Origin of the sequence: Paenibacillus sp. FSL K6-1122, assembly GCF_037977015.1 — a bacterium.
In the GTDB taxonomy this organism is placed as follows: Bacteria; Bacillota; Bacilli; order Paenibacillales; family Paenibacillaceae; genus Paenibacillus; species Paenibacillus amylolyticus.
The window spans coordinates 6,926,122-6,947,807 of sequence record NZ_CP150272.1; the positions used below are offsets into that span (position 1 = coordinate 6,926,122).

The window sequence follows — 21,686 nt, forward strand, 5'->3', positions numbered from 1 at the left end:
CCTGCCGGATACGGGATACGCCCCCTTGAATATCAAACCAAAAAAAGAACGCCCCAATCCGCACATTGGCGAAAAAGGGCGTTCTTCAGTATATATCTATGTCGCATTGATGTGCTGTTGATGATTATGGGATCAATATTTGGCTGACTGCGCACCATCAATCGGAATAATGGCTCCATTGATAAATGGTGCTTCGCCGGACAGCAAGAAGGCAACGAGACGCCCTACTTCCTTCGGTTCACCCAAGCGCTTCGCCGGGTTGTCCTTCACGAACTCTTTGGATGCTGACTCCCAGTCATTCGGATTGATCTGTTTGAACGAGCCGATAACCATATCTGTCAGAATGGCTCCGGGTGCAATTGCATTAACGCTGATCCCATGCTCGGCGTATTCAATCGCTGCATCTTTGGTCATGCCGGCTACGGCATGTTTGCTCGCTCCGTAGGCAACCAGGTTTGGCACGGCGCGAATCCCTCCAACAGAGGACGCGTTCACGATGTAGCCTTCGCCCTGTTTTTTCATCACAGGTAGAACGTGCTTCAACCCGAAAAATACACCCTTCAGATTGATATCGATAACTTTATTGAACATCTCCGTCTCGTAGTTCTCGATCAGGTTTTGCTTGCCTTCAATGCCTGCATTGTTGAAAAATGCATCGATACGCCCAAATTCATTGACCGTATCACTAACATACTTCTTCACAGCTTCTTCATCCGATACGTCACCTTCGATTAACAGAAACTCGGCATGCTGTACCTCTTCCGAGATCACACGCTTGGTCTCTTCCAGCGCCTTCATGTTCACATCCACTAGGGCAAGCTTCGCCCCTTCACGTGCAACTTCCACAGCAGCTGATCGTCCAAGACCGGAGCCACCGCCTGTAATCAGTACCACTTTACCCGCAAATCGTTCAGTCATAATCCATAGACCTCCCTTTGCTGTTTTGACATCCTCCATACGTAAATACCTATTTCTTCATTTGCTCTAATCTAACGGGGAACAGTTACAGCCATCATCTCAACCGGATTAGTATGCTTCCGTATCGGCCCTGCCATTCGTCCTCAGGACTTCATAGCCTCATAGGCTGCAAGTAATTCCCTTACTTCTACTCCGTTGATCTTCATCCCGTTCACTTGACATTGTTCCAACTGTACTCCAGATAGATCGCAATCGATAAAACGACTTCCCCCAAGATCACAATGCGCCCACTGCATGGGTACACGGTCAGATCCAAGATGTGTGTCCTGGAATTGAACGCCATCCAAAGCACAAAATTCAATCTTGCTATCAGTTAGGCGTAAATCAGCTAGCAATATATTGGTCATATTTAGATTGGTAAATTTGCTTCCACTCAGGTTGCAGTCGGTAATCCGACTATTGGTCAGATTACTGGTGCTGTAACGGACTGAGTCCAGATTAGCTTGAACATATTCAACCACCGACTCACCCGAGTCCTTGGCTAATGTCTCATCACATGTTGGATCAAAAGAATCAACGGACATGTTCTTCTCATATACAAACTCTTCCTCAGATGCATAGATACAAACATATCCCATTTTTTCATAAAAATGATGATTATCCAGCTGCCGACCTGAGGTCTCCAGCTTCCAGGTTTCAATCTGCGGAAATTCAGCCTCAATAAGCCTCATGACTTGAGTTCCCACGCCACGGCCCTGGCATACGGGGTCAATATAGATCTTATCGATCCTGGCATGTTTTCGTCCAAGCACGTTAACACTCACTCCGCCAATAGCGCATCCATCTGATTCTACAACATAATAATCCCATTCACGGATCACGTAACGATGCATGCGAACTGACGAAAAATCAGGCGGGCATAGATTGCTATCGATATCCTTCTCATTATCCGCCCAGACTTTTATGACATGATCAAAAGCACGAGTGCAAATCTCTGTAAGTACAACAGCATCTTCCTGCTGTGCTAGTCGTAAGCGAATTTCAGAATGTACCTGCTTCGGTTGCACTGGTTCGGACTTTACTTTAAGCAGTTCAAAATAATCGTAGTTCTCCTGATCCACAAGTATCCTGCGAGAGATATAACGAAAACCTGTATGCTCCAGAACTTTGCGTGACGGCTGGTTGTGCGGCTTCACAATGCCCACGATTCGATCCAGCAAGGTATGCTCAAATACATATGCTGTTAACGCCTGCACAGCCTCTGTGATGTATCCTTTATTCCGGTAATCCCGTGAGATGGCGTAAGCCACTTCACGGTCAGCCCGATCCAGCATGTCATTGGGAAACACACCACACCAACCGATGATACGCTGATCTTTATTGTGTACAACGGCAAGCAGGATGCGTACATCTTCTGGGTTGAACTGTTCGTAACTGCCAACGACAAATTGTAAAAATTCGCGCAACTGCTCCTCGGTCATCTTCCAATCGGGTAGCATATTGGTGATTTCAGGTTGTTGGGTTAATGCATACACGACAGCCTGATCTTCAAGCGTAAATGGACGCAACGTAACGGAGTTTGAATGGATGAACAATTGACTTTTCATATACAACACCTCTGGGGATTTATTTAGGATGACACAATCAGGACCACCCGTCCAACGGGTGGTTTGCTCTTGGGGTATAACCCCCTGTTGCCAAACTGCGCCTAAAGACGCTAGCCTGACAGCAGGGCTGTTCAGGCTCAGTGTTATTTGTCACTTTCACTCACCAGTTAAACTGGTTTTACTTCTTTTTGCTCCGATTACTGCTGAATGGATCTTCGTATTCTTTTACACTCAGCTTATCTAACGCTTGATCATGTGCTTCTTGTTCACGAATATACTTTCTTACCGTTGCTTCATTTAGACCCACTGTACTCACATAGTACCCTTCTGCCCAAAACTTTCGATTGCCATATTTATACTTGAGCTGGGCATGCTTCTCGAATATCATTAGTGAACTTTTCCCCTTTAGATATCCCATGAACGTGGAGACTGCCATTTTCGGTGGAATCGCTACCAACATGTGAACATGATCGGGCATCATGTGACCTTCTATAATTTCTACTCCCTTGTACTTACACAGACGTTTGAAAATTTCGATTAAATCTTTTCTCACTTGATTATAGATTTCTTTCCGTCTATACTTCGGGGTGAATACAATGTGGTATTTGCACATCCACTTTGTGTGAGCTAGGCTATAGCTCTTGTTTGCCATCTAAGACCATTCCTTTCTTTTGAGCCTGAACATCTCAATTTTATCGGAATGGTCTTGGTGGTCAAACCCTCGATCCCTCCACCCGCATAGCGGGTGGTTTTTTGTTTCGCGCGTTTCACGCACTCAACTGGCTAAAGCCATAACAAAGAGGAGCACCTCCAATAGAGGCACTCCTCGATCCGTTTCATCATTTCAGAAACGCCGAAGCTCCTCGTAATGGGTCAAAAGGACACACGTATCCCGTTCATGGTCTAACGGAATTTTTGCGGTGTTCTTTTCACGATCATTACGAGAAATCTGGCATACTCTGAAATCCCCTCTCTTACTAAGGCTTACTTATAACGTCTCAATTAAGGACGGTCAATGTAGATCCAGCCTGTTTCTTGTTCCTTATCTACAGTAGCTCCAAGGGATTCAGCCATAAAGCGCAGCGGCACATACGTCTTGCCGTCCTTGCCTACATAGGCGGATTCCACCATAGTTACTTCTTTACCAGCAACGGTTGCCTTCTTGGAACCTACGGTCAGGACAATCTCATCACCAGTGATGTCGTCAATGACAACGATTTGGTTCGAGCCTTTGGTCCATTTCACTTCAGCATCCAATTCTTCAGACACGTAGCGAAGCGGTACAAATGTTGTGTTCTTCACAGTGATCGCCCCAGCGTATTCATCATCCGGGAAGAGCACTACACTTTTACTCGTGATCCCAGCCTCATCTTTCAGCAATTGGTATGCGAGTGAATTGGAATCAAAATTGCGCAGCATCTGTCCAGGCGTAATATCATCCTTCATCAGATCCATAACGCCACCCGATACATCCACTTCATCAACTGCAACTGTGCCACCGATATTCCACTGTTCACTGTCTCCACTTACGGTTACAGATTTTACCGGCAGATCCTCAGAAGCAGGCAGCGCTACTTTCAGTTCAAAGTTTTGCTTGCGAATATCCAGTTTGCTGTCGAGATAGAAGTCCAATTTCAGTTTGGTTTCTGTGCCAAAGACCGTTTTGAATTCAGGGGTCTCATTCAACAGGTTGTTCAGCTCCTGATCATAATTGACCAGCATACTGTCCAGTCCTACTTTGATGATGGCATACAGAGACGCAACGGCTTCATCTTTCGATTCAGGAACGATCGAATTCAGCGTGTCGTCTCCCCCACCTTCTACCTCATTCACTGCTTCCAGTACAGGGTAGAACACATCGTACAGATCGCCAATCAGATCTTTCAGTCCTTGCTCATCCTTCGAAATACTCGTCAGGAACGGTTTAACCATGGCAAGCATCTCTTCACCACTAACTTCCAGATGCAGCTTGGAGAGGCTAAGTGCTTCGCCATTCACGGATTCCTGTACCGGTGTTACGGAGATGTTCTTCGGATTGGACAGATGCTTCAGGACAAAAGAGAACAGTTTCGGGGAAATTTCCTCGAGTTGTTTCTCCAGAGCCTTCGTATCTACCATCGGAAGCGCCTGTGCATCCTGGAACGTATCCAGAGACATGTACAGCGGTTTCTGGGCTCCGTCCAGATCAATGACCAATTGGGACTCATTCATGGACACGTGGAAAGGTAACTTTGTTCCCTCCATGCTCAGTGTACCTTTGATCGATGCTGTCTTCGCATCTTTCATTTTGGCTTGATCAATATCCAGGGATATGGAGTTAATAAGTTCGATCATTTCAAGGTCTTTTTCTGTAGCAAATTCCTTAGCCGGTTCTATGTTTATATTCATGGATTGTCTGGATTCACCGGACTTGATACTCGCGCCATTGGCCATTGCTTTGCCAACGTCTACTCCACCCACAGCCTGACATCCTGTAAGAACAACCATTAAAAGTACTAGTGGCACTGCCATCCATTGGACTAACTTCCGATTCGTAATATGAACTCCTCCTTAGAAAAATATGGTTCATTTCCATTATGAAGGTATAGGTAATTCTTGTAAACGGATACGCAAAAAAATAAACCAAAAGGCCGGAGCATGTCCGACCTCTGGTCTATCTATATTTCAGCATATCGTATGTTTCGATAAAACATCCTGCTTCATTGTGCAATGCTGGGAGTTATTCTTGCTCCTGATCTTCTGCAAGTTTCTCATCCGTTTCTTCATCTTCCGCAGTTGCGGGAGTCTCGAATTGATCCGGCTCGTCCTCTTGAATCGCTTTATTCTCTTCGTTCTGATCCTGTGTCATATCGCATTCCCTCTCTTCTACCGGATTGTCATGTCATCAAGGCCTGAGCCTTGTGTCTATCAATAACCCGAATAGGCGTAGTTCAAACCTGCCTCAGTGTCGGCCTGACATTTTCCATCATAATTTTAGTGCTCATTTAGAAAACATAAAAGATGATGCCGTTCCCACTTGCAGCCGTGGCCTGAAACAAGGCCTGGACATCATCCACAGTCTGAACGATCTCCTGAAATGTCTCTTCCGCGTCCCAATCTTCCATGACAGGATAGACGCCTTCAGCGATCATCTGGTCCAGACTATACCGCTGCTTTAATTCTTCCGGTGTGAGTTGCTCCAATGCCATGTAGGCTTCCAGCACCTGCTCGTTACTAAGCAAAAACAGATCCATGTCCGAATAGTTTCCCAAGTACTGCTCACCTGCGAGAGGCACCACATATCCCAGGGGCGGCTCCCCTTCTATTAAGTTACCGTTCAGTGTGAATTGAAGCATCTGCCACGTTTTATCAATATCCAGATCCACTCCACAATCATGCACACTAACCTCGCCTGACTTGATGGATTCAACTAGCTCCTTCGTTACCACAAGATATCTGCCGGACATTCCCATACCGCTACCCCTCCTGTGTAATTCCTTCTATTGTTCCCCATTAACCGTGCTTGTTGGTTCAGAATCGGGGTAATCCCTATCAAGGAGGGCGTATACATGAAAAAATTTGATTACAGTCTCAATTATGATGAGTTGGATCTGCGCAAACATCCTGAGTTGTACACCGTAGGCCGGGGCGAGCAGGGTGTTCTGATGGTAGAGCCGTACAAAGGCGAGATTCTGCCACACTGGCGATTCAAAACACCCGAGATTGCGACGGAGTCATCGGAGAAGATCTATGAGCTATTTTTGGAGTATAAGAAAAAGGGAGATTTCGTCGGTATGGATATGGCTCGCAAATTTCTCCAGATGGGTTATACACGGGCCAGACGGTATACGAATCACAAAGGAGGACGCAAATACTCGAAGGAGGATGGCTCGATTCTGCCCTATCAGAATGACAAGGTGAAGGCAGAAGCCGCGGCTATATTCAAAGCACAATGGGAGATTGCGAAGACCGATCCAGACTATGTGAAAATGAAGAAGGAGCATCGGGAAAAGTACGAGTCTGATGAAGCGTAGGATCAACGGTGAAAAGATTGACTTATGGAAACATTTGTCTCAGAATCGATCTTGTTACTGTACATTTTCAACCATTAAATTGGAGAAGAGAGGCGCATCCGATTATGACAGATTCGTTTATCCACTTAAACACAGGCCAGAATATCAGTATCAACGAATCCACCCAACTTCAGGTAACCATTCGATGTACATCATCTCCTTCTCCCTTGGATGTTAGCTGCTTTATGGTGAATGAAGAGGGAAAAGTCCCATCTGACGACTATTTTGTATTTTATAATCAGACGGCCGATCCCCATCAAAGTGTACTTCTGCAACAGGCAGAGGAACTGAAATCCTCTTTTGTACTGGATACAAATCAATTACGGCAGGCCCCTGTGGAAAAGTGTGTGTTTACGGCTACTCTGGATGCGGGAGGTACTTTCGCCGATGTTCAGGCATGTCAGGCGATTGTACAAGCTGGTTCCCAGCAGATCACCTATGAGATCACAAAGGTCACTGCGGAAACAGCACTTATTCTCATTGAAATCTATAAGTATCGTGACGGGTTCAAAGTTCGTGCGATTGGACGAGGTTTCTTTGGTGGATTGCAGCCGCTGGCAGAGTCATTCGGTGTTGAAATTGAGAGTAACGACACCTCGGAAGCCGAACAAGTTCTTCTCACGGCACAAGCTGAAGTAGCAGCGGCCTCTCCAGAAGTCTTGGCACCTGTTGCCGCACCAAATACGAATCATCCGCCGCTTAACCTGACCAAGATCGATCTCCTCAAGCGTAAAGTAACCCTGTCTCTGCAAAAGAAAAAGATCGAACCTATACAGGCACGTGTTGCCGTTGTATTTGATGCATCAGGCTCCATGTACCATCTGTATCGCAAAGGCATCGTGCAAGAAGCCTTCGAGCGTATCCTGGCAATTGCATCCGCGTTTGATGATAACGGGGAGTTGGACGTCTGGTTCTTCGCCAAAGACTTCTTGCGTGCACCTAGCGTCACCGCCAGGGATTTCGAGAATTATATTGAACGCACATATACGCTGGGAAGCAAAGGCGGTACCAATAACGAACCTCCTGTGATGCAGGATGTCATTCGCAAATATACGATCGAGGAACCCGATGTGAAGATTCCAACGTATATTATCTTTTTTAGCGATGGTGGAGTCAGTCAAAAAGGGAAAATCATTCGGCTTATTACCGAAAGTTCAACCAAAAACCTGTTCTGGCAATTTGTTGGCCTAGGCCAAGCCAATTACGGTATTCTCGAGAAACTTGATGACATGACTGGACGTTTCATCGATAATGCTGATTTTTTTGCTCTCGACGACATCTCCAAGATCAGCGATGAAGAATTGTACGATCGTCTCCTTACTGAATTTCCAGGTTGGATAAAGGAAGCTCGGGCCAAAGGCATTTTGGCCTAAATCTTTTACCCTATACCCCTAATCAGGCTTGTACTTTTTCTGCTTTACCATCCTTGGAACGTGGACGGAGCATACTTCCTACGATTCGCAACATCAACTTGCGTGGCACGAGGCGGGTGAACTGCGCTGTCCAGTAATTACCGGCCCCCGGCACAGCATAAGGTTTGCCTGACTCGAGTGCACTCATGGCCACCGCCACGACATGCTCAGGGGTATCACGTTTACCCACCGAGGCTTCATCAGCACCCACTACATCAAAGAACGAAGTCTCGGTTGAACCTGGGCATAGTGCCAAAAACTGAACGCCACGCTTCCTGTTTTCTTCGTATAATGCCTCTGTAAAAGAAAGTACAAATGCCTTCGTTGCTCCATACACAGCCATATACGGATCAGGTTGAAAGGCAGCCGTCGAAGAGACATTAATGACAGCACCATTTTTCTTCTGTAACATGCCTGGCAAGAAAAGATGCGTCATGTTTGTCAAGGCGAGCACGTTCAACATAATTTCCTCCTGCTGCCGGGAACCATCCACCTGTTCAAAACATCCATGGGTAGCAAATCCCGCATTGTTGATCAGCATATCGATGTGTATTCCCCGATTCTGACATTCCTCATATACGTTCTGAGGTGCCTCTACTTCGGAAAGATCCGATACGATTACCTCAGCCCTTACTTGATATGTACGTTCTATACGTTCTGCCAATTGATTCAGTTTGGACTCTGTTCTAGCCACCAGCACGATATTTTTACCCTTAGAAGCCATCTCGAGTGCAAAAATTTCCCCAATACCTGAAGAAGCACCTGTAATAAGTACCCATTGATGCTGTTCCTTTATCATCTCTCATCCATCCTCTGTGTATAATTTAAACACTCGTTTTCATTAGGAAACACTGTTTCTGTATAGAATCATCGTAACCAAAACCCATGACGCTGTCAAATGCATTTGTTAGATTTGAATCTAGAACGGGGTGCTTACTTACTAAACTCGGATTAAATTGACGTTATCCGGCGTAAAACAGTAGAATGACCTTAAGAAAAGGAAACGTAGTTTCTGTTCAACAACAATACGGTTACGAGGATGAAATCAATGAAGGATCTTAATTCGGGTTCCACGGAATCTGCACATACGGTAACAACCTTTCAGGAAGCCAGACTGCAGCACTCGGATAATCTGCGGCAAAATATTGTGCATGCTGCTGCTGCTTTACTGCAAGAGCATGGACCAGAAGCCGTCACGGTACGCCGTGTAGCTGAACGCATGGAGTGCTCCACCAAAATCATATATAATCTCTTCGGCAAAAAAGAAGGGTTAGCCAAACATCTGTATCTAGAGGGATGCTCCCTCATGGCCCAGCGTTTTGAAGCTATGCCCCAGCAGGCATCGTTCGAACAATATTTCCGTGATCTGGCCCACGTCTACTGGGACTTCGGCATTTCTCAATCCAGCTTCTATCAGCTGATGTTTGGAGGATCTTTTTCCGAATTCAAACCAGATGGAGAGACCTTACAGGGAACAGCAACTGCACTGAAACAAGTGTCTGCCTTGGTTGAGGTAGCGATTGAACAGGGAATGCTTCAGGTGCAAGATCCCCTGCTTGCGGTTCGGATGATCTGGGCTCCCTTACACGGTGTTATTCATCTGTATTTGGGAGGCCATATTGAGAGCGAAGAAGCTGCCAAAACCCTCTATGATCATACGTTGTCGATGGTTATACACTCCCTTGTGAGTACATCTGCGAATGGATAAGCATTACATCTGTGCTGTTTTAGATACTTTCAGAAGATAAACGAAAAAGGAGCAGCCCCATTGGCGTAATACGCCTAGGGCATGCTCCTTTATTTGGTTGACTTTATCTAGTTCCGTAACGGTTTCAGTCGATTAACGTGCCTCTTCGTTCTCAGCTTCCCAACGTGCAATTTCTTTACGCACGATTGGAGCGACTTCTTTACCAAGCAGTTCGATCGCTCTCATGACCTCGTTGTGCGGCATTGTGCCGAGGGGGGTGTGTAACATGAAGCGTGTAATCCCAACTTCTTTGCGCAGGTAAATAATTTTCTGAGCTACGGTATCCACATCACCTACATACAATGCACCTTCCAGGCTACGCGCCGCATCAAATGTCGCACGGCTGTAGTGTCCCCATCCACGTTCACGACCCAGTATGTTCATGACTGCTTGCGCTGGCGGGAAGAACTTCTCCACGGCTTCGTCTGTTGTATCGGCAATGAAGCCGTGAGAGTGAGAAGCAACAGTCAGCTTGGAAGCATCATGTCCCGCATGTGCAGCTGCTTTTTTGTACAGCTCCACCAGTGGTGCGAATTGCACCGGACGACCACCGATAATGGCAAGCACCAGTGGCAAACCGAGCAGTCCTGCACGAACTACCGATTCCTGATTACCACCACTGCCAATCCATACCGGAAGCTTTTCCTGTACAGGGCGCGGGTAGACGCCCAGATTGTTAAAGGAAGGGCGATGTTTGCCTTCCCAGGTTACTTTTTCAGAATCACGCAGCTTGAGCAGCAAATCCAGTTTCTCGTCGAATAACTCATCGTAGTCGTTCAGATCATAGCCAAACAGTGGGAACGATTCGATAAATGATCCCCGCCCTGCCATAATCTCTGCACGTCCGTTCGAAATGCCGTCCAGTGTCGCGAAATCTTGATATACCCGTACCGGATCATGCGATGACAGCACCGTTACCGCACTCGTCAGGCGTATGTTCTTTGTCTGTGAAGCTGCCGCCGCCAGAATGACAGCTGGTGATGAAGCCGCATAGTCAGCACGATGATGTTCTCCCACGCCGTATACATCCAAACCAACCTGATCTGCCAAAACAATCTCTTCAACAACATCCCGAATACGCTGCGCATGACTGATAAGTTCTCCTGTTTTTACATCCGGGTTTGTCTCCACAAATGTACTAATTCCGATTTCCATTGTCTGTTCCTCCCTGGTATGAAGCGATCCGTTGTTCATCTAACCTATTGTAAGTAGATCACCTTTTGTTATGTATCTTAATATTGAACTATTTTGATGAAAAACACAAGTACCCCCTGTTTCCAGAGGGCACATTTATGTTTATTTTCTATAGATTACAGCTTATCTGTACTTAGTTCCATCAGGTTGGCATTAATTACAACACCGGTCTGTTTCATAAAATTAAATCCCAGAATTCCGTCAATCTCCAAACCATAATCCATATTTCCTATTTCAACTTGAAATTCATTAATCGTTGTTCCATCTGAAAGTTACATCAGAGACCTCTCATGCCAACATATCGTTCTCTTGCCACAACTTCTGGACGTGAAGTGTGAAAAAAGCAGTATTCCCGTCTGGGATCTTCCTGATGCAATTCACCATAACGTTTTAGTGCCTTTGTAGAATCATCAAATGAATCAATCACTGCCATCTCTTCAATATAACGCTGGCCTTCTCTAGAATGCGCCTTGGTTGCCTCAAAAACGACCCACTCGTTAGGGAATCGCTCCTGAACTTCCTTCCATTGCATAGTGACACCTCCAGACCATTAGATAGAGATATTATATCATGTGGAAACAGTATTCCACGGGCTGAAATTCTAAAATACATAGATTTTTAGAGCATTGCCTGTAAGTCTATTATTATTTCTTCCTCCCGATGTACAGCAAATGAGACGAGATTCCCAATATGGAAGGGTCTTTGGCAGCTTCAATCATATATTGCATGAGTTCATCATACTCGCCACGCTCTTTCCAGTATTGCTGCTGCTCGTCCGTGAGCATCGCTCTAAGACTGGATGAACCAATCAAATCAACGGTTTCAAATCCATGTTGCTCCATGAAGGGTGTAACGTCCTGAATATTAAAATAGTATGCTCCCGTAAATCGTCCTTGATCCTGATGATTGAATATACCCTTTTCCACAAAAGAATGGATTGCTGCCATGTTATCATTCGGTTTCCAGTGCTGCGGGGATTGCAGCGAATTGATACTCATGCGCATTCGGCTTTGCATGGCTACAAACACCACGCCCCCTCGCTTGGTCACACGGTACAGCTCCCGTACAGCAGCCGTGCGCTCTTCGTCTGTCTGCAGATGGTATAACGGCCCCAGCATGAGGGACGCATCGTACGTCTCGTCAGCCATACCGGAGAGCGAAGTCGCATCGAGAACATGGAATCCATCGAATTGCTGTGTCAAACCAAACTCCTGAGCCTTTTGCCGCGCAGTATCCACGGAGGAAGGTGTCAGATCCGATAAAGTGACCTTGTACCCCAGCTTCGCAAGCTCCATGGCATACTTTCCTGGCCCTGCGCCATTATCCAGAATACAACCAGTAGCGGGGAGATGTTCCCTGATGTAATGCATGTTAATGATGAATTCAATTGGTTCCCGCTCCAGTCTACCCCACTCATCAAACCCAGAATAATATTCAATAATGTGATCTCTCTTCATCGCTCTGACACCTGCCTTTTCTTATATGTAGACTACTCATCCATGTTCAAAAAAATTAAATTCCAACCAGTATATATCTACTAAATATTTCCTGTCAAACAAAAAACGTTCAATTCCCATTGAATGCGGAACTGAACGTTTCTCGATCTTATATCTTTTTCACAAACTCAGACTTCAACTTCATTGCACCCAAGCTGTCGATCTTGCAATCAATATCATGATCCCCATCAATCAGGCGGATATTCTTCACCTTCGTGCCCTGTTTAACTACAAGCGAGCTACCTTTTACCTTCAGATCTTTAATGACGGTAACGGTATCGCCATCACTCAGCACATTTCCGTTGGCATCGCGGATTACTTTTGCATCCTCTGCGTTATCATTGTCTGCTTCCAAAGACCATTCATGCGCACACTCCGGGCAAACCAACAGGTTACCATCCTCGTACGTGTACTCTGAATTACATTTGGGGCAGTTAGGCAAATTAGACATATGTATTAAACTCTCCATTCTACGATTGGCATTCCCGCAAGTATACGGGATTTCGACGGTATATTCCATACGCTTGGTCACTGCATGGATGGATTTAAACCAAATTTAAGGTTCATGCATCCCTCACTTTAAGGGTAACTACTTATGATGTAACTAATAGATACGCACTACACATACATGAATTTTAATGTCTCTATGAATGTTATTATATTTAATACCAAAGGAGTTCCTACTCATGTCCTCATATGTTTTCCCTGTGCAAACAGCTTTTTTGATCTTTGTTGTTGCGGCCATGTTCTTGCTGGTGCCGTGGTTGATCTATGGTTATCGTAAAGACGGTTTCTTCAGCTGGTCACGGTTTGGTATCAGCTTTTCGTTTATCTTTTATATTCTGGCCGCCTATTGCCTCGTCATTCTCCCGTTTCCGACTACGCGAGATACCTGTGCGCAGCAAGCCGCTGACACGATCTACTACAATCTGGTTCCATTCACTTTTGTCAAAGACATCATGAAGGAAACACCCATTGTATGGACCCAGCCTTCCAGCTATCTCAGCATGATTCAGGGCAGAGCCTTTCTGCAAGTTCTATTTAACGTCCTGCTTCTTATGCCGCTGGGTGTATATATTCGTTATTTTTTTCAAAAGAGATCATTCTGGAAGTACGCCCTGCTTGGTGGATTCGGGCTTTCCTTATTCTTCGAGATCACTCAAATCACCGGATTCTACGGGTATTATAATTGTCCATACCGCCTTTTCGATGTAGATGATCTGTTATTGAATACTTCGGGAGCAGTCATTGGATTTTTCACAGCGCCCATCCTGCTTGCTTTATTCCCATCACGTGCAAGCATTCAGGCGAAGAGTGAACAGATCGTGGAGCAAAACCGAGTGTATACTATGCCTCAATTGCTCGCGTTAATTATTGATGGAATCATTGTTGTCTTCCTTTCGAATCTGATATCAATCTTCACAGCGTCTGATGTGATCAGTGATGCGCTAAGTACATCCATTGCTATGGTCATTGTACTGTTCTTCATCCCTTGGGTGCGAAATGGGGTAACTCCAGGCTCGGCCATCTTGCGATTCCGCTATGTGAATCGTCAGACCGGCACACCTACCAGTGAATCGTTATTCAAAAGATTTGCCGCACTCTATGTTCCATGGCTGCTAGCTACAATCATTCGCTTGGTCAACGATTATGCTTTTTCAGGTCATCAGGATGTTATGCTTCAGCCTTATCAAATGTGGATCTCCTTGGGGACATTCGGTATCTATATGTTAGTCTACGCCGTACTCTTTGTTCATGTCTTGATCGTACTCTTCTCCCGTGGAAAACGTTCCTTCTACTTCGATGAGGTGTCCCGCACACGTGCCTCTCGTAAATAATGTTTGGAGTATAACAATGCAATGCATAATGTCCCCCTAATTGGTGCTTACGTTCTGCTTACTCTCCAGCCGAATTACAAAAAGAGGACGTTCATTCTGAGAATAAACGTCCTCTTTTGATCGGGCGCATAGCAGTTATTCAGAGTATCCATTCAAATAATCAGCCTGGATTATAACCCTAACAGCTCTCGCTTGGCTGCCTCCGGATCATGTACGACCTCAATCTCATGGTTGAAGATTAGTGTCGCACGATCCTGCTCATATTCAGGCCAGTTCACACCTGCAACTTCAGGTTGGCCATTCTTGGCAAAGGAAATCCAGGCATCCTGTACCTTGAGGGCAAGTGCCGCCGCGGCTTCATCCGGCTCCGCATTCATGAATTTAAGGACATGCAGTGTATTAAACACAAAGAACATTTCGATGCTGTGAATCGCTCTTTTTAACAAGGGATGTTCCGGCATCACCCAATCAAATCGATACATCCACACCGGGGCATACTTCTGCTGTGCCGCAGCATATTGCAGCGCTGACCGCCAGAAGAACATATCGGTCATGACTTGGGCTTGTCCATCTGCCGTTTTTGGATAACTATCCGCGATGGCTATCCGGTTCTCCAGATCTGGCGTCATAAATTCTACGCCCTGAACCATATCGATTTCTTTTGAAAAAGGCACATGTGGCTGGATGAACAGTGCACCCTCGTGTAATGTCGTACCAATCAGCACCGGAATATCCTGCGCTGAGCCTTCACTCACTGCCTGAAGTGGCATCTGTGGTAGTGTATTCCCATCCAACACAGGTTGGAACAACAATGCCATGGCTGCACCGCTCTGCTGTTTGACCGTTTCACCCGCTGTAATAATCTGCTCTACAGGAATTGTATTTAACTTCTGCAGGTTGTCCCGGTCCACCCCAAGAATCTTTAACATCCCTTCCCGCAACGCTGAAGCTTGCTCTGCCGGCATGAACTGGGATGCACCGCTCTCCATAATGGCACGTTGGAACAGTCCTTTGGCCGCTGGCATCGCCATCAGTGCTGCAATACTCATGCTACCTGCTGATTCGCCGAACACCGTAACTTGATCCGGGTTACCACCAAAAGCAGAGATATTATCCTTCACCCACTGTAATGCCGCAACCTGATCCAGCAGACCTGCATTGGATACATATGAATCACCTAATGGAGCCATATGCAGGAATCCCAAAGGTCCTAATCGGTAGTTGATCGTCACAACGATGACGTCCCCCCGAACCGCTAACTGTGTACCATCATACATCGGCTGGCTACCTGAACCTGTTACAAAGGAACCACCGTGAATCCATACCATGACCGGCAGTGGTGTTGCTCTTTTTCCCTTAGGTGCCCAGATGTTCAGATATAAACTATCTTCTGACTCATTCGGAATTTCTGTCTGGCCTTCTGGTTGATGATTTCGTGGTTGTATATTCTCAGGTCCAAATTGAGTGGCCTGTCTGATTCCATCCCATGACTCGGGCTGTACCGGAGCCTTGAAACGCAGCTCACCTACCGGAGGTTTCGCATAGGGAATGCCTTTCCATACACTTGCATCGTGCAAAAGTTCGCCTTGAACGGTACCATATGTCGTTTGAACTTGAAGTTCTCTCATGCCACTTCTACTTCCTCTCCGTAAATAGGTTAAATTAACGAGTATGTGCATATCATGTGTACTTATTTGAGTATAGTTTGTAATCATACCCATTTACAACTTTACCCAACTCTAGCCTCCCCTGCTACGTTTCACGTGGAACTTTATGGGGTGGATGATCTGATACATATCTTTAAGATGAACACCAAAAAGGCCACCCATTAAGCAATGTCATCAAGTTTAACTTGTCTTAATGGCATTGACCCTTAGAGTAACCCTTTCCTTTTTACCATCCAAATAACTACCCTTCTACAGGATAACTTACCGTAAATTCAGCACCCTCAATCCATTCGCTCGTAACAAAGTTCCGCCCCTTTACAACCACTCGATCCTTATAAACCTCCACATGAAGACCTTCGCTACCCTCCAGATGTTCATCCTGATCCGTCCATAGATAACCTACAGACGACGCATTGAACATGGTTGGCATGTGGCCTGCACCATCGTACATCGTATGCTGTGCTTCCAGTTGCCAATGGGTATGACCGGAGAAGAGAATCACTTGCGGGTAATTGGCCAGAACGGCCTTGAGTTCCGCATCCTGATTCACACCATACCAGCCTTGTTCCTTCATCGATCCTGCTACCGTATCCATAAGCGGCTGGTGTAAGAAAAGGAAGATGGGATGATCTAGTGTTGCATGCTCAGACAATTTCGCATCCAGCCACTCCAATTGTTCAGCCGACATATCACAATCCTTCGGATGAGGTTGCTCGGTGCCCAGGAAAATATAATGATACCCATCAATCCAATGATCGTGGTATGCGCCCTTCATGCCTGTTGTCCCTTCAAAATCACTTAATCGACGCTGCCATAACCCTGCGACTGTAATGGGGTCCACTCTTGAAGAGATCGGTCCCCCGTCTTGGCCCTCCTGCTCAGAAGTTACAGCAGACAACGTATAGGTCCCGCCAGATAGTTGCTCAATTAGTGCAGCTGATTCAGCAGCGGTTTGTTTTGTGACCAGTTCCATATCTGCTTCCTGCTCCAACAACTCGGCTACTTCACCTTCTTTCATCTCAAGCAAAACGATCGGCGGATCTTGCCATACCACGGCTCCAATATCATGATTACCTACCGTGTACCGGATGTCTGGCAAACTCTCCGCATGTTGCTTCCATATGCGTTGCAACTCACGATATTCGCTCGGCAGCCCCCGATCCGTCACATCGCCCACATGCATAATCCCGCTGCTCCCCTGACTAAATGTAGCTATGTCGGCTAATGCTTGGTCCAGATGCCGGTTATGAATATGGTCTGCCTCATCTCGCACATGTGTGTCCGTAATGACCTGGAAGCTAACAATAGGTTGCTCCGGTTTATGTTCATTTCCCATCAAGAATCACTCCATTTCAGTCCAATAATGCCAATCAGAATAAAACCGATCCAGACCATCGACGTGAGCCGCATACGTTCACCAAAAAAGTAATGCCCTACGAAGCCAATAAGCGTAATGCCCACGCCAGACCAGATCGCATAGGCCACAGCCAGCGGCATATACTTCACTGCAAAGTTGAGAAAGGTAAAGCTTGCTCCATAACAGACAAACATCAACACCGAAGGCCATAACCGCGAGAATCCATCCGATACTTTCAGCAAAATGGTAGCGCTCAGCTCCAGCCCGATGGCCAGTGCCAACAGTACCCAGCCCAAGTAGGCGTGACTGTTTGTCATCGATTCAGCCCACCATTCAGCAATTCATGGAAGGATTGAATCGTTCTATCCGCCAAGCGGATTTTTCCCGGTTCTCCAATGCCCATCCTGTACCCCGCACCAGCGGTTCGTGCCATCTCCATGTCTCCGTCCGTATCTCCAATGACCACGGTATACTGCACGGATACACCCAACCGTTCACAGGCAAGCAGTAGCATATCGGGAAAAGGTTTGCCCCGCTCCACCAGATCTGTACCAATCACCACGTCAAAAAAGGAATCCAGTCCCATCCACTGTAAATGTTTAATTGCACTGGGTGTATCATCTGCCGTCACGACACCCATAGCGACACCTTCGCTACGGCACTGTTCAAGGAATTCTTGAACTCCCGGTAACGGACGTGCCGGACGATGCCGCTCCATCTCTTCCTCCGCTCGCGCCAAACACTCCCGGACCATAATCTTGGATTCCGCCCAGCTGAGACCCGCACGATATCCATGCCACGTCAGCACGGCATACACTTCATCCATCGTGCCCATCGCAAGCGGGCCCCGCACATCATACCCATTCATTCGGCCTTGATCATCGTGGAATGTACCCCAGATCTGTGGGAATTCATCTGTGTCGATACGGAGTCCTCTAGTCGCTAACTGTTTTCTGAAGTCGTTCAACACACAATCGGTCCAGAATCCCCACATTCCCGTAAAATCAAGCAATGTCCCGTCCTTGTCAAACAAAACGGCTTCAACCGGATTTGGTAATCCGTCCACATACATCTCATCTTGCATTGGTTAAACTCCTTGTCTGCGATCTTGTATGAACGGAAAGGACGGTACAGCATGTACCGCCCTTATCGCGTGAGTCAATTGCCTGTATACGTTTCTTATTTCGTTACCCGATCCAGTTCCTTCTGTGCTTTCTCTTTCGCTTCCTTCAGCGCTTGTTCCGCTGGCATATTATTGATCTGTACCTGATCAGCTGCATCTTTTAAAGCATCATTGATCTTGCCACCCGTTGGATCCTGGAAGGGAGCCGAAGCGTGAGCTGCCTGTTGCAGTGGTACGGTGATCTGTGGATTTTCCTCACTGAATTTCATGAACTCTGGATCTTGTTGGGCCGATTGACGTACTGCGATATATCCGGTGTTCATGGACCATGAAGCTGTGTTCGAAGTTTCAGAGAAATACGTAAGCCATTTATAAGCTGCCTGCTGTTGCTCTGGACTCGCTGCTGACGGAATACCTGCCGAAATGGCACTTGCTACCGGTTTTCCTTCACCAATACCTTCCCAGCCTGGTTGTTGCATCGCAGCGACTACGCTAAAGTCCAAGTCGCCTTGGTCACCACTAGATCCGGTATAACCTGCTGCTTTATTTTTCATCACATCATCAATCGTTTTGTACCAGTACTCCCAGCCCTGACCTCCATAATGAATGCCCATAATCTTGTCTTCGTTAATCCATTTACGGAACAAGTCCCATGTCTCGATCCATTCCGGAGAGTCGATCATAACGGTTTTGCCATCGTCGCTAAGAATCTGTCCGCCCTTACCCAGCACGGCATCAATCATATTGTCTCTACCCCACATCGGTTCCCAACCGTAGAAGGTGGTCTTGCCATTTTCTTGTTTGCTCATCTTCGCAGCCGCCTCAGCCAGCTTCTCCCATGTCGTCAGAGTTGCTGGGTCGATTCCGTTCTCCTTGAACGTATCCATACGGTAATACATAATCTGAGTTGTACCGTACATTGGCAAAAAGTATTGCTTTCCATCCACCTGTCCCTGGTTCAGGAATGTCTGAATGAAATCATCTTTCTTAAAATTCGAATCAGCTGCAATCATCTCATCCATGGGTGCATAATATCCTTTGCGTGCCCAGTCTATATTGGAGCTGAGCACAGCGGCTGGAACCTTCTTGGAAGCAATTGCTGCTTGCAGCTTCTGTTCCGTTTCCGTGTAATCTGCTTGTACAATCCCTTTTACAACGACTTCGTTCTGGGAGGTGTTGAACGCATCAATCGTCTTTTTCATGTTATCGCCCAGATTACCACCCAGACCATACCAGAACTCAATCTCCACCGGATCTTTCGCCTGAGCTTCGGTTCCACTGGCAGCAGCCGTCGTGCCTGATTCTGCGGGTGTTTGTGTTCCACAAGCCGTCAGTAGAGCAAAGCTGGTCGCGAGTACCAGCGACATGCCACCCTTCCAGTTCAACCTCAATCTCTTCTTCCATGTCATGCTTGCCTGACTCCAATTCATTGTTGTTCCTCCCGTTTTAGGTGAATGGTAGTGCATATCAGTTCTTGTTCACACCAGCCGTAATATTCACGCTCTGCATGATCGTCTTCTGGGTAAACAGGAAGAGAATAAGTAGGGGGGCGATGGTGAAGGCACTCGCAGCCATAATCTGAGGCCAAGCAAGTCCATATGCCCCGCCTTCTACAAAGAAGCTGCGCAGACCCGCCGATACCAGCTGTAAATCAGGGTCTTTGGTGATGAGCATAGGCCAGAAATAGTTGTTGTACTGTTCAATAAACGTAATCAGCACCATCACGGCGAAGCTTGAGCGAACAAGCGGTGTGATAATCGTCCAGAGAATCCGGAAGTGAGATGCACCGTCCAGCTGTCCGGCTTCCACCAATTCATGAGATACTTGCATGAACGCCTGCCGGATCAGAAAGATCGAGAACACGCTGACACAGTTGGATACAATCAAGCCGGTGTAGGAATCCAGCAGATTAAGCTCACTAAGCACCAAGTAACTAGGCAGATACACAGCCGTACTCGGTATCATATAACCCACCAGAATCAGGGATGTCAGTACACCTTTGAGACGGAATTTCATATGTGTCAGGGCGTACGCCATCATACTGGAGTTGACGATCTGAAATAAACAGATGGCTAAGGCTACCCCGGTACTGTTCAGGATGTAACGGGCAAATGGTGCCGCATTCCAGGCATCCACATAATTGCTCCACAGGAACGTCTCCGGCCAGAAGGTCGGCGGAAACTGCCAGATCTCATCATTGGTTTTGAATCCGCTAATGACCATCCAATAGAAGGGAAAGGCTGTACCCAGCGCGATCATGGCTAACAGAAGGTAGCGGATTAATTTACTTATTTTAAAATTTGGTTGTGACACGTTCTGCAACTCCTTGCGCTTCATCCGTTTAGACTTTTTGTTGGGCAATGTCATTGTCATTAGTAGTGCACCAGACGTCTGCCAAGCAGGAAGGATACTCCCGAGAGCAACACGCAGATCAGAATGATCACAACGGCGATGGACGAAGCTTCACCTACGTTAAAGGATTCGAATGCAGACTGGTAATACATGTACAGCAACGTTCTCGTTGATCCCGCCGGTCCACCCTGCGTCATGACATTGATCTGGTCATAGGCTTGCAAGGACTGGATGGTAAGAATAATTGAGAGAAAAAACGTCGTTGGTGAGATCAGCGGCAATGTGATACTTCTGAACTTGTCCCAACCGTTTGCACCATCGATTGAAGCTGCTTCGAGCAGATCGGAAGGTAGATTTCGTAGCGCAACGAGATAAAATACCATCGCCCACCCAATCGACTTCCAGAGCGTGACGATCAGAACAGCAACCAACGCCCAGTCCGCGTCACGCAACCATCCGATCGGTGATACGCCAACCCAGCCCAGCATAAGATTAGCGAGTCCCACTTCGGGCTCAAAGATCCAGGACCACGCAATAGACACCGCAACTGTCGGGGTGACCCAAGGTGAGAAGAGTAATGTCCGGAAGATGCCGGATGATTTGATCTTGCTATTCATGAGCATCGCAAGTGCCAATCCGCCCACAATAGTTGGGATTACACTCCCCAGTCCGAATAACAAGGTTACTTTCAGTGATCGATAGAATTCAGAGTTTGTCAGCAGATAACTGTAATTGTCCAAACCAACAAACAACTTGTCCGGGCTCATGAAGTCCCAATCGGTGAAACTGAGATAAACGATATATCCCAGAGGTCCCAGCCAGAAGATCAGCAATGGGATTAGAGCTGGCAACGTGAATAGTACCGCCTCAGACTCCCTCCATAGTTTTAAACGCAAATCCCCCACTCCTTACTTTCCAATTTT

At 46.6% G+C, this 21,686-nt stretch carries 22 protein-coding genes; 4 read left to right on the top strand and 18 right to left on the bottom strand.

All coding sequences use genetic code 11. The annotated features are described in order from the left end of the window. Nucleotides 1–132 precede the first annotated feature (132 nt). From NSQ20_RS30770 to NSQ20_RS30795, 6 genes are all read right to left on the bottom strand, one after another. Complete coding sequence (locus NSQ20_RS30770) at nt 133–918, bottom strand: glucose 1-dehydrogenase (RefSeq protein WP_076251972.1); 786 nt, start codon at nt 916–918, stop codon at nt 133–135. Nucleotides 919–1,061: 143 nt separating this feature from the next. Further along, complete coding sequence (locus NSQ20_RS30775) at nt 1,062–2,525, bottom strand: GNAT family N-acetyltransferase (protein ID WP_340031475.1); 1,464 nt, start codon at nt 2,523–2,525, stop codon at nt 1,062–1,064. Between the two features lie 178 nt (nt 2,526–2,703). Next, the gene (tnpA, locus tag NSQ20_RS30780; protein ID WP_100529447.1) at nt 2,704–3,177 is read right to left on the bottom strand and encodes an IS200/IS605 family transposase; all 474 of its coding nucleotides are present in this window, start codon (nt 3,175–3,177) and stop codon (nt 2,704–2,706) included. A gap of 350 nt (nt 3,178–3,527) precedes the next feature. Next, nucleotides 3,528–5,036, bottom strand: coding sequence for a copper amine oxidase N-terminal domain-containing protein (locus NSQ20_RS30785; protein WP_036612282.1), 1,509 nt, complete (start codon nt 5,034–5,036; stop codon nt 3,528–3,530). Between the two features lie 208 nt (nt 5,037–5,244). Beyond that, a complete protein-coding gene (locus NSQ20_RS30790) occupies nt 5,245–5,373 on the bottom strand; it encodes a hypothetical protein (RefSeq protein ID WP_017691584.1) in 129 nt (42 codons plus the stop codon). 136 nt (nt 5,374–5,509) lie between these two features. Then, entirely contained in the window at nt 5,510–5,977 is a 468-nt protein-coding gene (locus tag NSQ20_RS30795; RefSeq protein ID WP_076329211.1) for a YfbM family protein, read from the bottom strand. A 96-nt stretch (nt 5,978–6,073) separates the two neighbouring features. Between NSQ20_RS30795 and NSQ20_RS30800 the strand changes: the two genes are divergently transcribed. Together NSQ20_RS30800 and NSQ20_RS30805 are read left to right on the top strand one after the other, a co-directional pair. Continuing rightward, nucleotides 6,074–6,538 (top strand): DUF4385 domain-containing protein, encoded by a 465-nt coding sequence (locus NSQ20_RS30800; RefSeq protein WP_047840920.1) that lies wholly within the window; start codon nt 6,074–6,076, stop codon nt 6,536–6,538. 104 nt (nt 6,539–6,642) lie between these two features. After that, nucleotides 6,643–7,950, top strand: coding sequence for a VWA domain-containing protein (locus tag NSQ20_RS30805; protein WP_340031476.1), 1,308 nt, complete (start codon nt 6,643–6,645; stop codon nt 7,948–7,950). Nucleotides 7,951–7,972: 22 nt separating this feature from the next. Here NSQ20_RS30805 and NSQ20_RS30810 read toward each other — a convergent pair whose 3' ends face one another. Further along, a complete protein-coding gene (locus NSQ20_RS30810; protein ID WP_076320382.1) occupies nt 7,973–8,788 on the bottom strand; it encodes an SDR family oxidoreductase in 816 nt (271 codons plus the stop codon). A gap of 249 nt (nt 8,789–9,037) precedes the next feature. Between NSQ20_RS30810 and NSQ20_RS30815 the strand changes: the two genes are divergently transcribed. Continuing rightward, a complete protein-coding gene (locus tag NSQ20_RS30815) occupies nt 9,038–9,697 on the top strand; it encodes a TetR/AcrR family transcriptional regulator (protein WP_076320383.1) in 660 nt (219 codons plus the stop codon). A gap of 132 nt (nt 9,698–9,829) precedes the next feature. On the opposite strand, the gene NSQ20_RS30820 is transcribed toward NSQ20_RS30815, so the two are convergent. The 4 genes from NSQ20_RS30820 to NSQ20_RS30835 all read right to left on the bottom strand — a co-directional run bounded on the left by NSQ20_RS30820 (nt 9,830) and on the right by NSQ20_RS30835 (nt 12,877). Continuing rightward, the gene (locus NSQ20_RS30820; RefSeq protein ID WP_076251982.1) at nt 9,830–10,891 is read right to left on the bottom strand and encodes an LLM class flavin-dependent oxidoreductase; all 1,062 of its coding nucleotides are present in this window, start codon (nt 10,889–10,891) and stop codon (nt 9,830–9,832) included. A gap of 316 nt (nt 10,892–11,207) precedes the next feature. Further along, nucleotides 11,208–11,462 carry a hypothetical protein gene (locus tag NSQ20_RS30825; RefSeq protein WP_340028072.1) on the bottom strand — a complete coding sequence of 85 codons (255 nt, stop codon included), beginning with the start codon at nt 11,460–11,462 and terminating at the stop codon, nt 11,208–11,210. Between the two features lie 112 nt (nt 11,463–11,574). Continuing rightward, nucleotides 11,575–12,387, bottom strand: coding sequence for a class I SAM-dependent methyltransferase (locus NSQ20_RS30830; RefSeq protein WP_340028071.1), 813 nt, complete (start codon nt 12,385–12,387; stop codon nt 11,575–11,577). A 148-nt stretch (nt 12,388–12,535) separates the two neighbouring features. Beyond that, on the bottom strand, nt 12,536–12,877 hold the full coding sequence (locus NSQ20_RS30835) for a zinc ribbon domain-containing protein YjdM (RefSeq protein WP_017691576.1): 342 nt from the start codon (nt 12,875–12,877) through the stop codon (nt 12,536–12,538). A gap of 235 nt (nt 12,878–13,112) precedes the next feature. Here NSQ20_RS30835 and NSQ20_RS30840 point away from each other — a divergent pair, with 235 nt between their 5' ends. Further along, the gene (locus NSQ20_RS30840) at nt 13,113–14,264 is read left to right on the top strand and encodes a VanZ family protein (protein WP_340031477.1); all 1,152 of its coding nucleotides are present in this window, start codon (nt 13,113–13,115) and stop codon (nt 14,262–14,264) included. A 170-nt stretch (nt 14,265–14,434) separates the two neighbouring features. Here NSQ20_RS30840 and NSQ20_RS30845 read toward each other — a convergent pair whose 3' ends face one another. From NSQ20_RS30845 to NSQ20_RS30875, 7 genes are all read right to left on the bottom strand, one after another. Next, nucleotides 14,435–15,892 carry a carboxylesterase/lipase family protein gene (locus tag NSQ20_RS30845; RefSeq protein WP_340031479.1) on the bottom strand — a complete coding sequence of 486 codons (1,458 nt, stop codon included), beginning with the start codon at nt 15,890–15,892 and terminating at the stop codon, nt 14,435–14,437. 280 nt (nt 15,893–16,172) lie between these two features. Continuing rightward, on the bottom strand, nt 16,173–17,267 hold the full coding sequence (locus NSQ20_RS30850) for a metallophosphoesterase (protein ID WP_340031480.1): 1,095 nt from the start codon (nt 17,265–17,267) through the stop codon (nt 16,173–16,175). Then, entirely contained in the window at nt 17,267–17,605 is a 339-nt protein-coding gene (locus NSQ20_RS30855; protein ID WP_340031481.1) for a multidrug efflux SMR transporter, read from the bottom strand. Before NSQ20_RS30855 ends, NSQ20_RS30850 begins: the two co-directional genes overlap by 1 nt. Beyond that, entirely contained in the window at nt 17,602–18,372 is a 771-nt protein-coding gene (locus NSQ20_RS30860) for an HAD family hydrolase (protein WP_340031482.1), read from the bottom strand. The genes NSQ20_RS30855 and NSQ20_RS30860 overlap by 4 nt, the downstream gene beginning before the upstream one ends. Nucleotides 18,373–18,467: 95 nt before the next feature. Continuing rightward, nucleotides 18,468–19,841: an ABC transporter substrate-binding protein gene (locus NSQ20_RS30865; protein ID WP_340031483.1), complete on the bottom strand. Its 1,374-nt coding sequence runs from the start codon at nt 19,839–19,841 to the stop codon at nt 18,468–18,470. Nucleotides 19,842–19,878: 37 nt separating this feature from the next. Beyond that, nucleotides 19,879–20,670 carry a carbohydrate ABC transporter permease gene (locus NSQ20_RS30870; RefSeq protein ID WP_235431493.1) on the bottom strand — a complete coding sequence of 264 codons (792 nt, stop codon included), beginning with the start codon at nt 20,668–20,670 and terminating at the stop codon, nt 19,879–19,881. 113 nt (nt 20,671–20,783) lie between these two features. Then, nucleotides 20,784–21,659, bottom strand: a complete 876-nt coding sequence (locus tag NSQ20_RS30875; protein WP_036671737.1) for a sugar ABC transporter permease — start codon at nt 21,657–21,659, stop codon at nt 20,784–20,786. Nucleotides 21,660–21,686 lie beyond the last annotated feature (27 nt).

What these genes read in the sequence shown, in the direction of transcription:
- NSQ20_RS30835 (WP_017691576.1), bottom strand. Translation starts at nt 12,877, where the DNA reads ATGTCTAATTTGCCTAACTGCCCCAAATGTAATTCAGAGTACACGTAC.
- NSQ20_RS30790 (WP_017691584.1), bottom strand. Translation starts at nt 5,373, where the DNA reads ATGACACAGGATCAGAACGAAGAGAATAAAGCGATTCAAGAGGACGAG.
- NSQ20_RS30800 (WP_047840920.1), top strand. Translation starts at nt 6,074, where the DNA reads ATGAAAAAATTTGATTACAGTCTCAATTATGATGAGTTGGATCTGCGC.
- NSQ20_RS30850 (WP_340031480.1), bottom strand. Translation starts at nt 17,267, where the DNA reads ATGGGAAATGAACATAAACCGGAGCAACCTATTGTTAGCTTCCAGGTC.
- NSQ20_RS30805 (WP_340031476.1), top strand. Translation starts at nt 6,643, where the DNA reads ATGACAGATTCGTTTATCCACTTAAACACAGGCCAGAATATCAGTATC.
- NSQ20_RS30825 (WP_340028072.1), bottom strand. Translation starts at nt 11,462, where the DNA reads ATGCAATGGAAGGAAGTTCAGGAGCGATTCCCTAACGAGTGGGTCGTT.
- NSQ20_RS30860 (WP_340031482.1), bottom strand. Translation starts at nt 18,372, where the DNA reads ATGCAAGATGAGATGTATGTGGACGGATTACCAAATCCGGTTGAAGCC.
- NSQ20_RS30870 (WP_235431493.1), bottom strand. Translation starts at nt 20,670, where the DNA reads ATGATCGCGCTGGGTACAGCCTTTCCCTTCTATTGGATGGTCATTAGC.
- NSQ20_RS30770 (WP_076251972.1), bottom strand. Translation starts at nt 918, where the DNA reads ATGACTGAACGATTTGCGGGTAAAGTGGTACTGATTACAGGCGGTGGC.
- NSQ20_RS30815 (WP_076320383.1), top strand. Translation starts at nt 9,038, where the DNA reads ATGAAGGATCTTAATTCGGGTTCCACGGAATCTGCACATACGGTAACA.
- NSQ20_RS30775 (WP_340031475.1), bottom strand. Translation starts at nt 2,525, where the DNA reads ATGAAAAGTCAATTGTTCATCCATTCAAACTCCGTTACGTTGCGTCCA.
- NSQ20_RS30855 (WP_340031481.1), bottom strand. Translation starts at nt 17,605, where the DNA reads ATGACAAACAGTCACGCCTACTTGGGCTGGGTACTGTTGGCACTGGCC.
- tnpA (WP_100529447.1), bottom strand. Translation starts at nt 3,177, where the DNA reads ATGGCAAACAAGAGCTATAGCCTAGCTCACACAAAGTGGATGTGCAAA.
- NSQ20_RS30830 (WP_340028071.1), bottom strand. Translation starts at nt 12,387, where the DNA reads ATGAAGAGAGATCACATTATTGAATATTATTCTGGGTTTGATGAGTGG.
- NSQ20_RS30795 (WP_076329211.1), bottom strand. Translation starts at nt 5,977, where the DNA reads ATGGGAATGTCCGGCAGATATCTTGTGGTAACGAAGGAGCTAGTTGAA.
- NSQ20_RS30785 (WP_036612282.1), bottom strand. Translation starts at nt 5,036, where the DNA reads ATGGCAGTGCCACTAGTACTTTTAATGGTTGTTCTTACAGGATGTCAG.
- NSQ20_RS30820 (WP_076251982.1), bottom strand. Translation starts at nt 10,891, where the DNA reads ATGGAAATCGGAATTAGTACATTTGTGGAGACAAACCCGGATGTAAAA.
- NSQ20_RS30840 (WP_340031477.1), top strand. Translation starts at nt 13,113, where the DNA reads ATGTCCTCATATGTTTTCCCTGTGCAAACAGCTTTTTTGATCTTTGTT.
- NSQ20_RS30865 (WP_340031483.1), bottom strand. Translation starts at nt 19,841, where the DNA reads ATGAATTGGAGTCAGGCAAGCATGACATGGAAGAAGAGATTGAGGTTG.
- NSQ20_RS30845 (WP_340031479.1), bottom strand. Translation starts at nt 15,892, where the DNA reads ATGAGAGAACTTCAAGTTCAAACGACATATGGTACCGTTCAAGGCGAA.
- NSQ20_RS30810 (WP_076320382.1), bottom strand. Translation starts at nt 8,788, where the DNA reads ATGATAAAGGAACAGCATCAATGGGTACTTATTACAGGTGCTTCTTCA.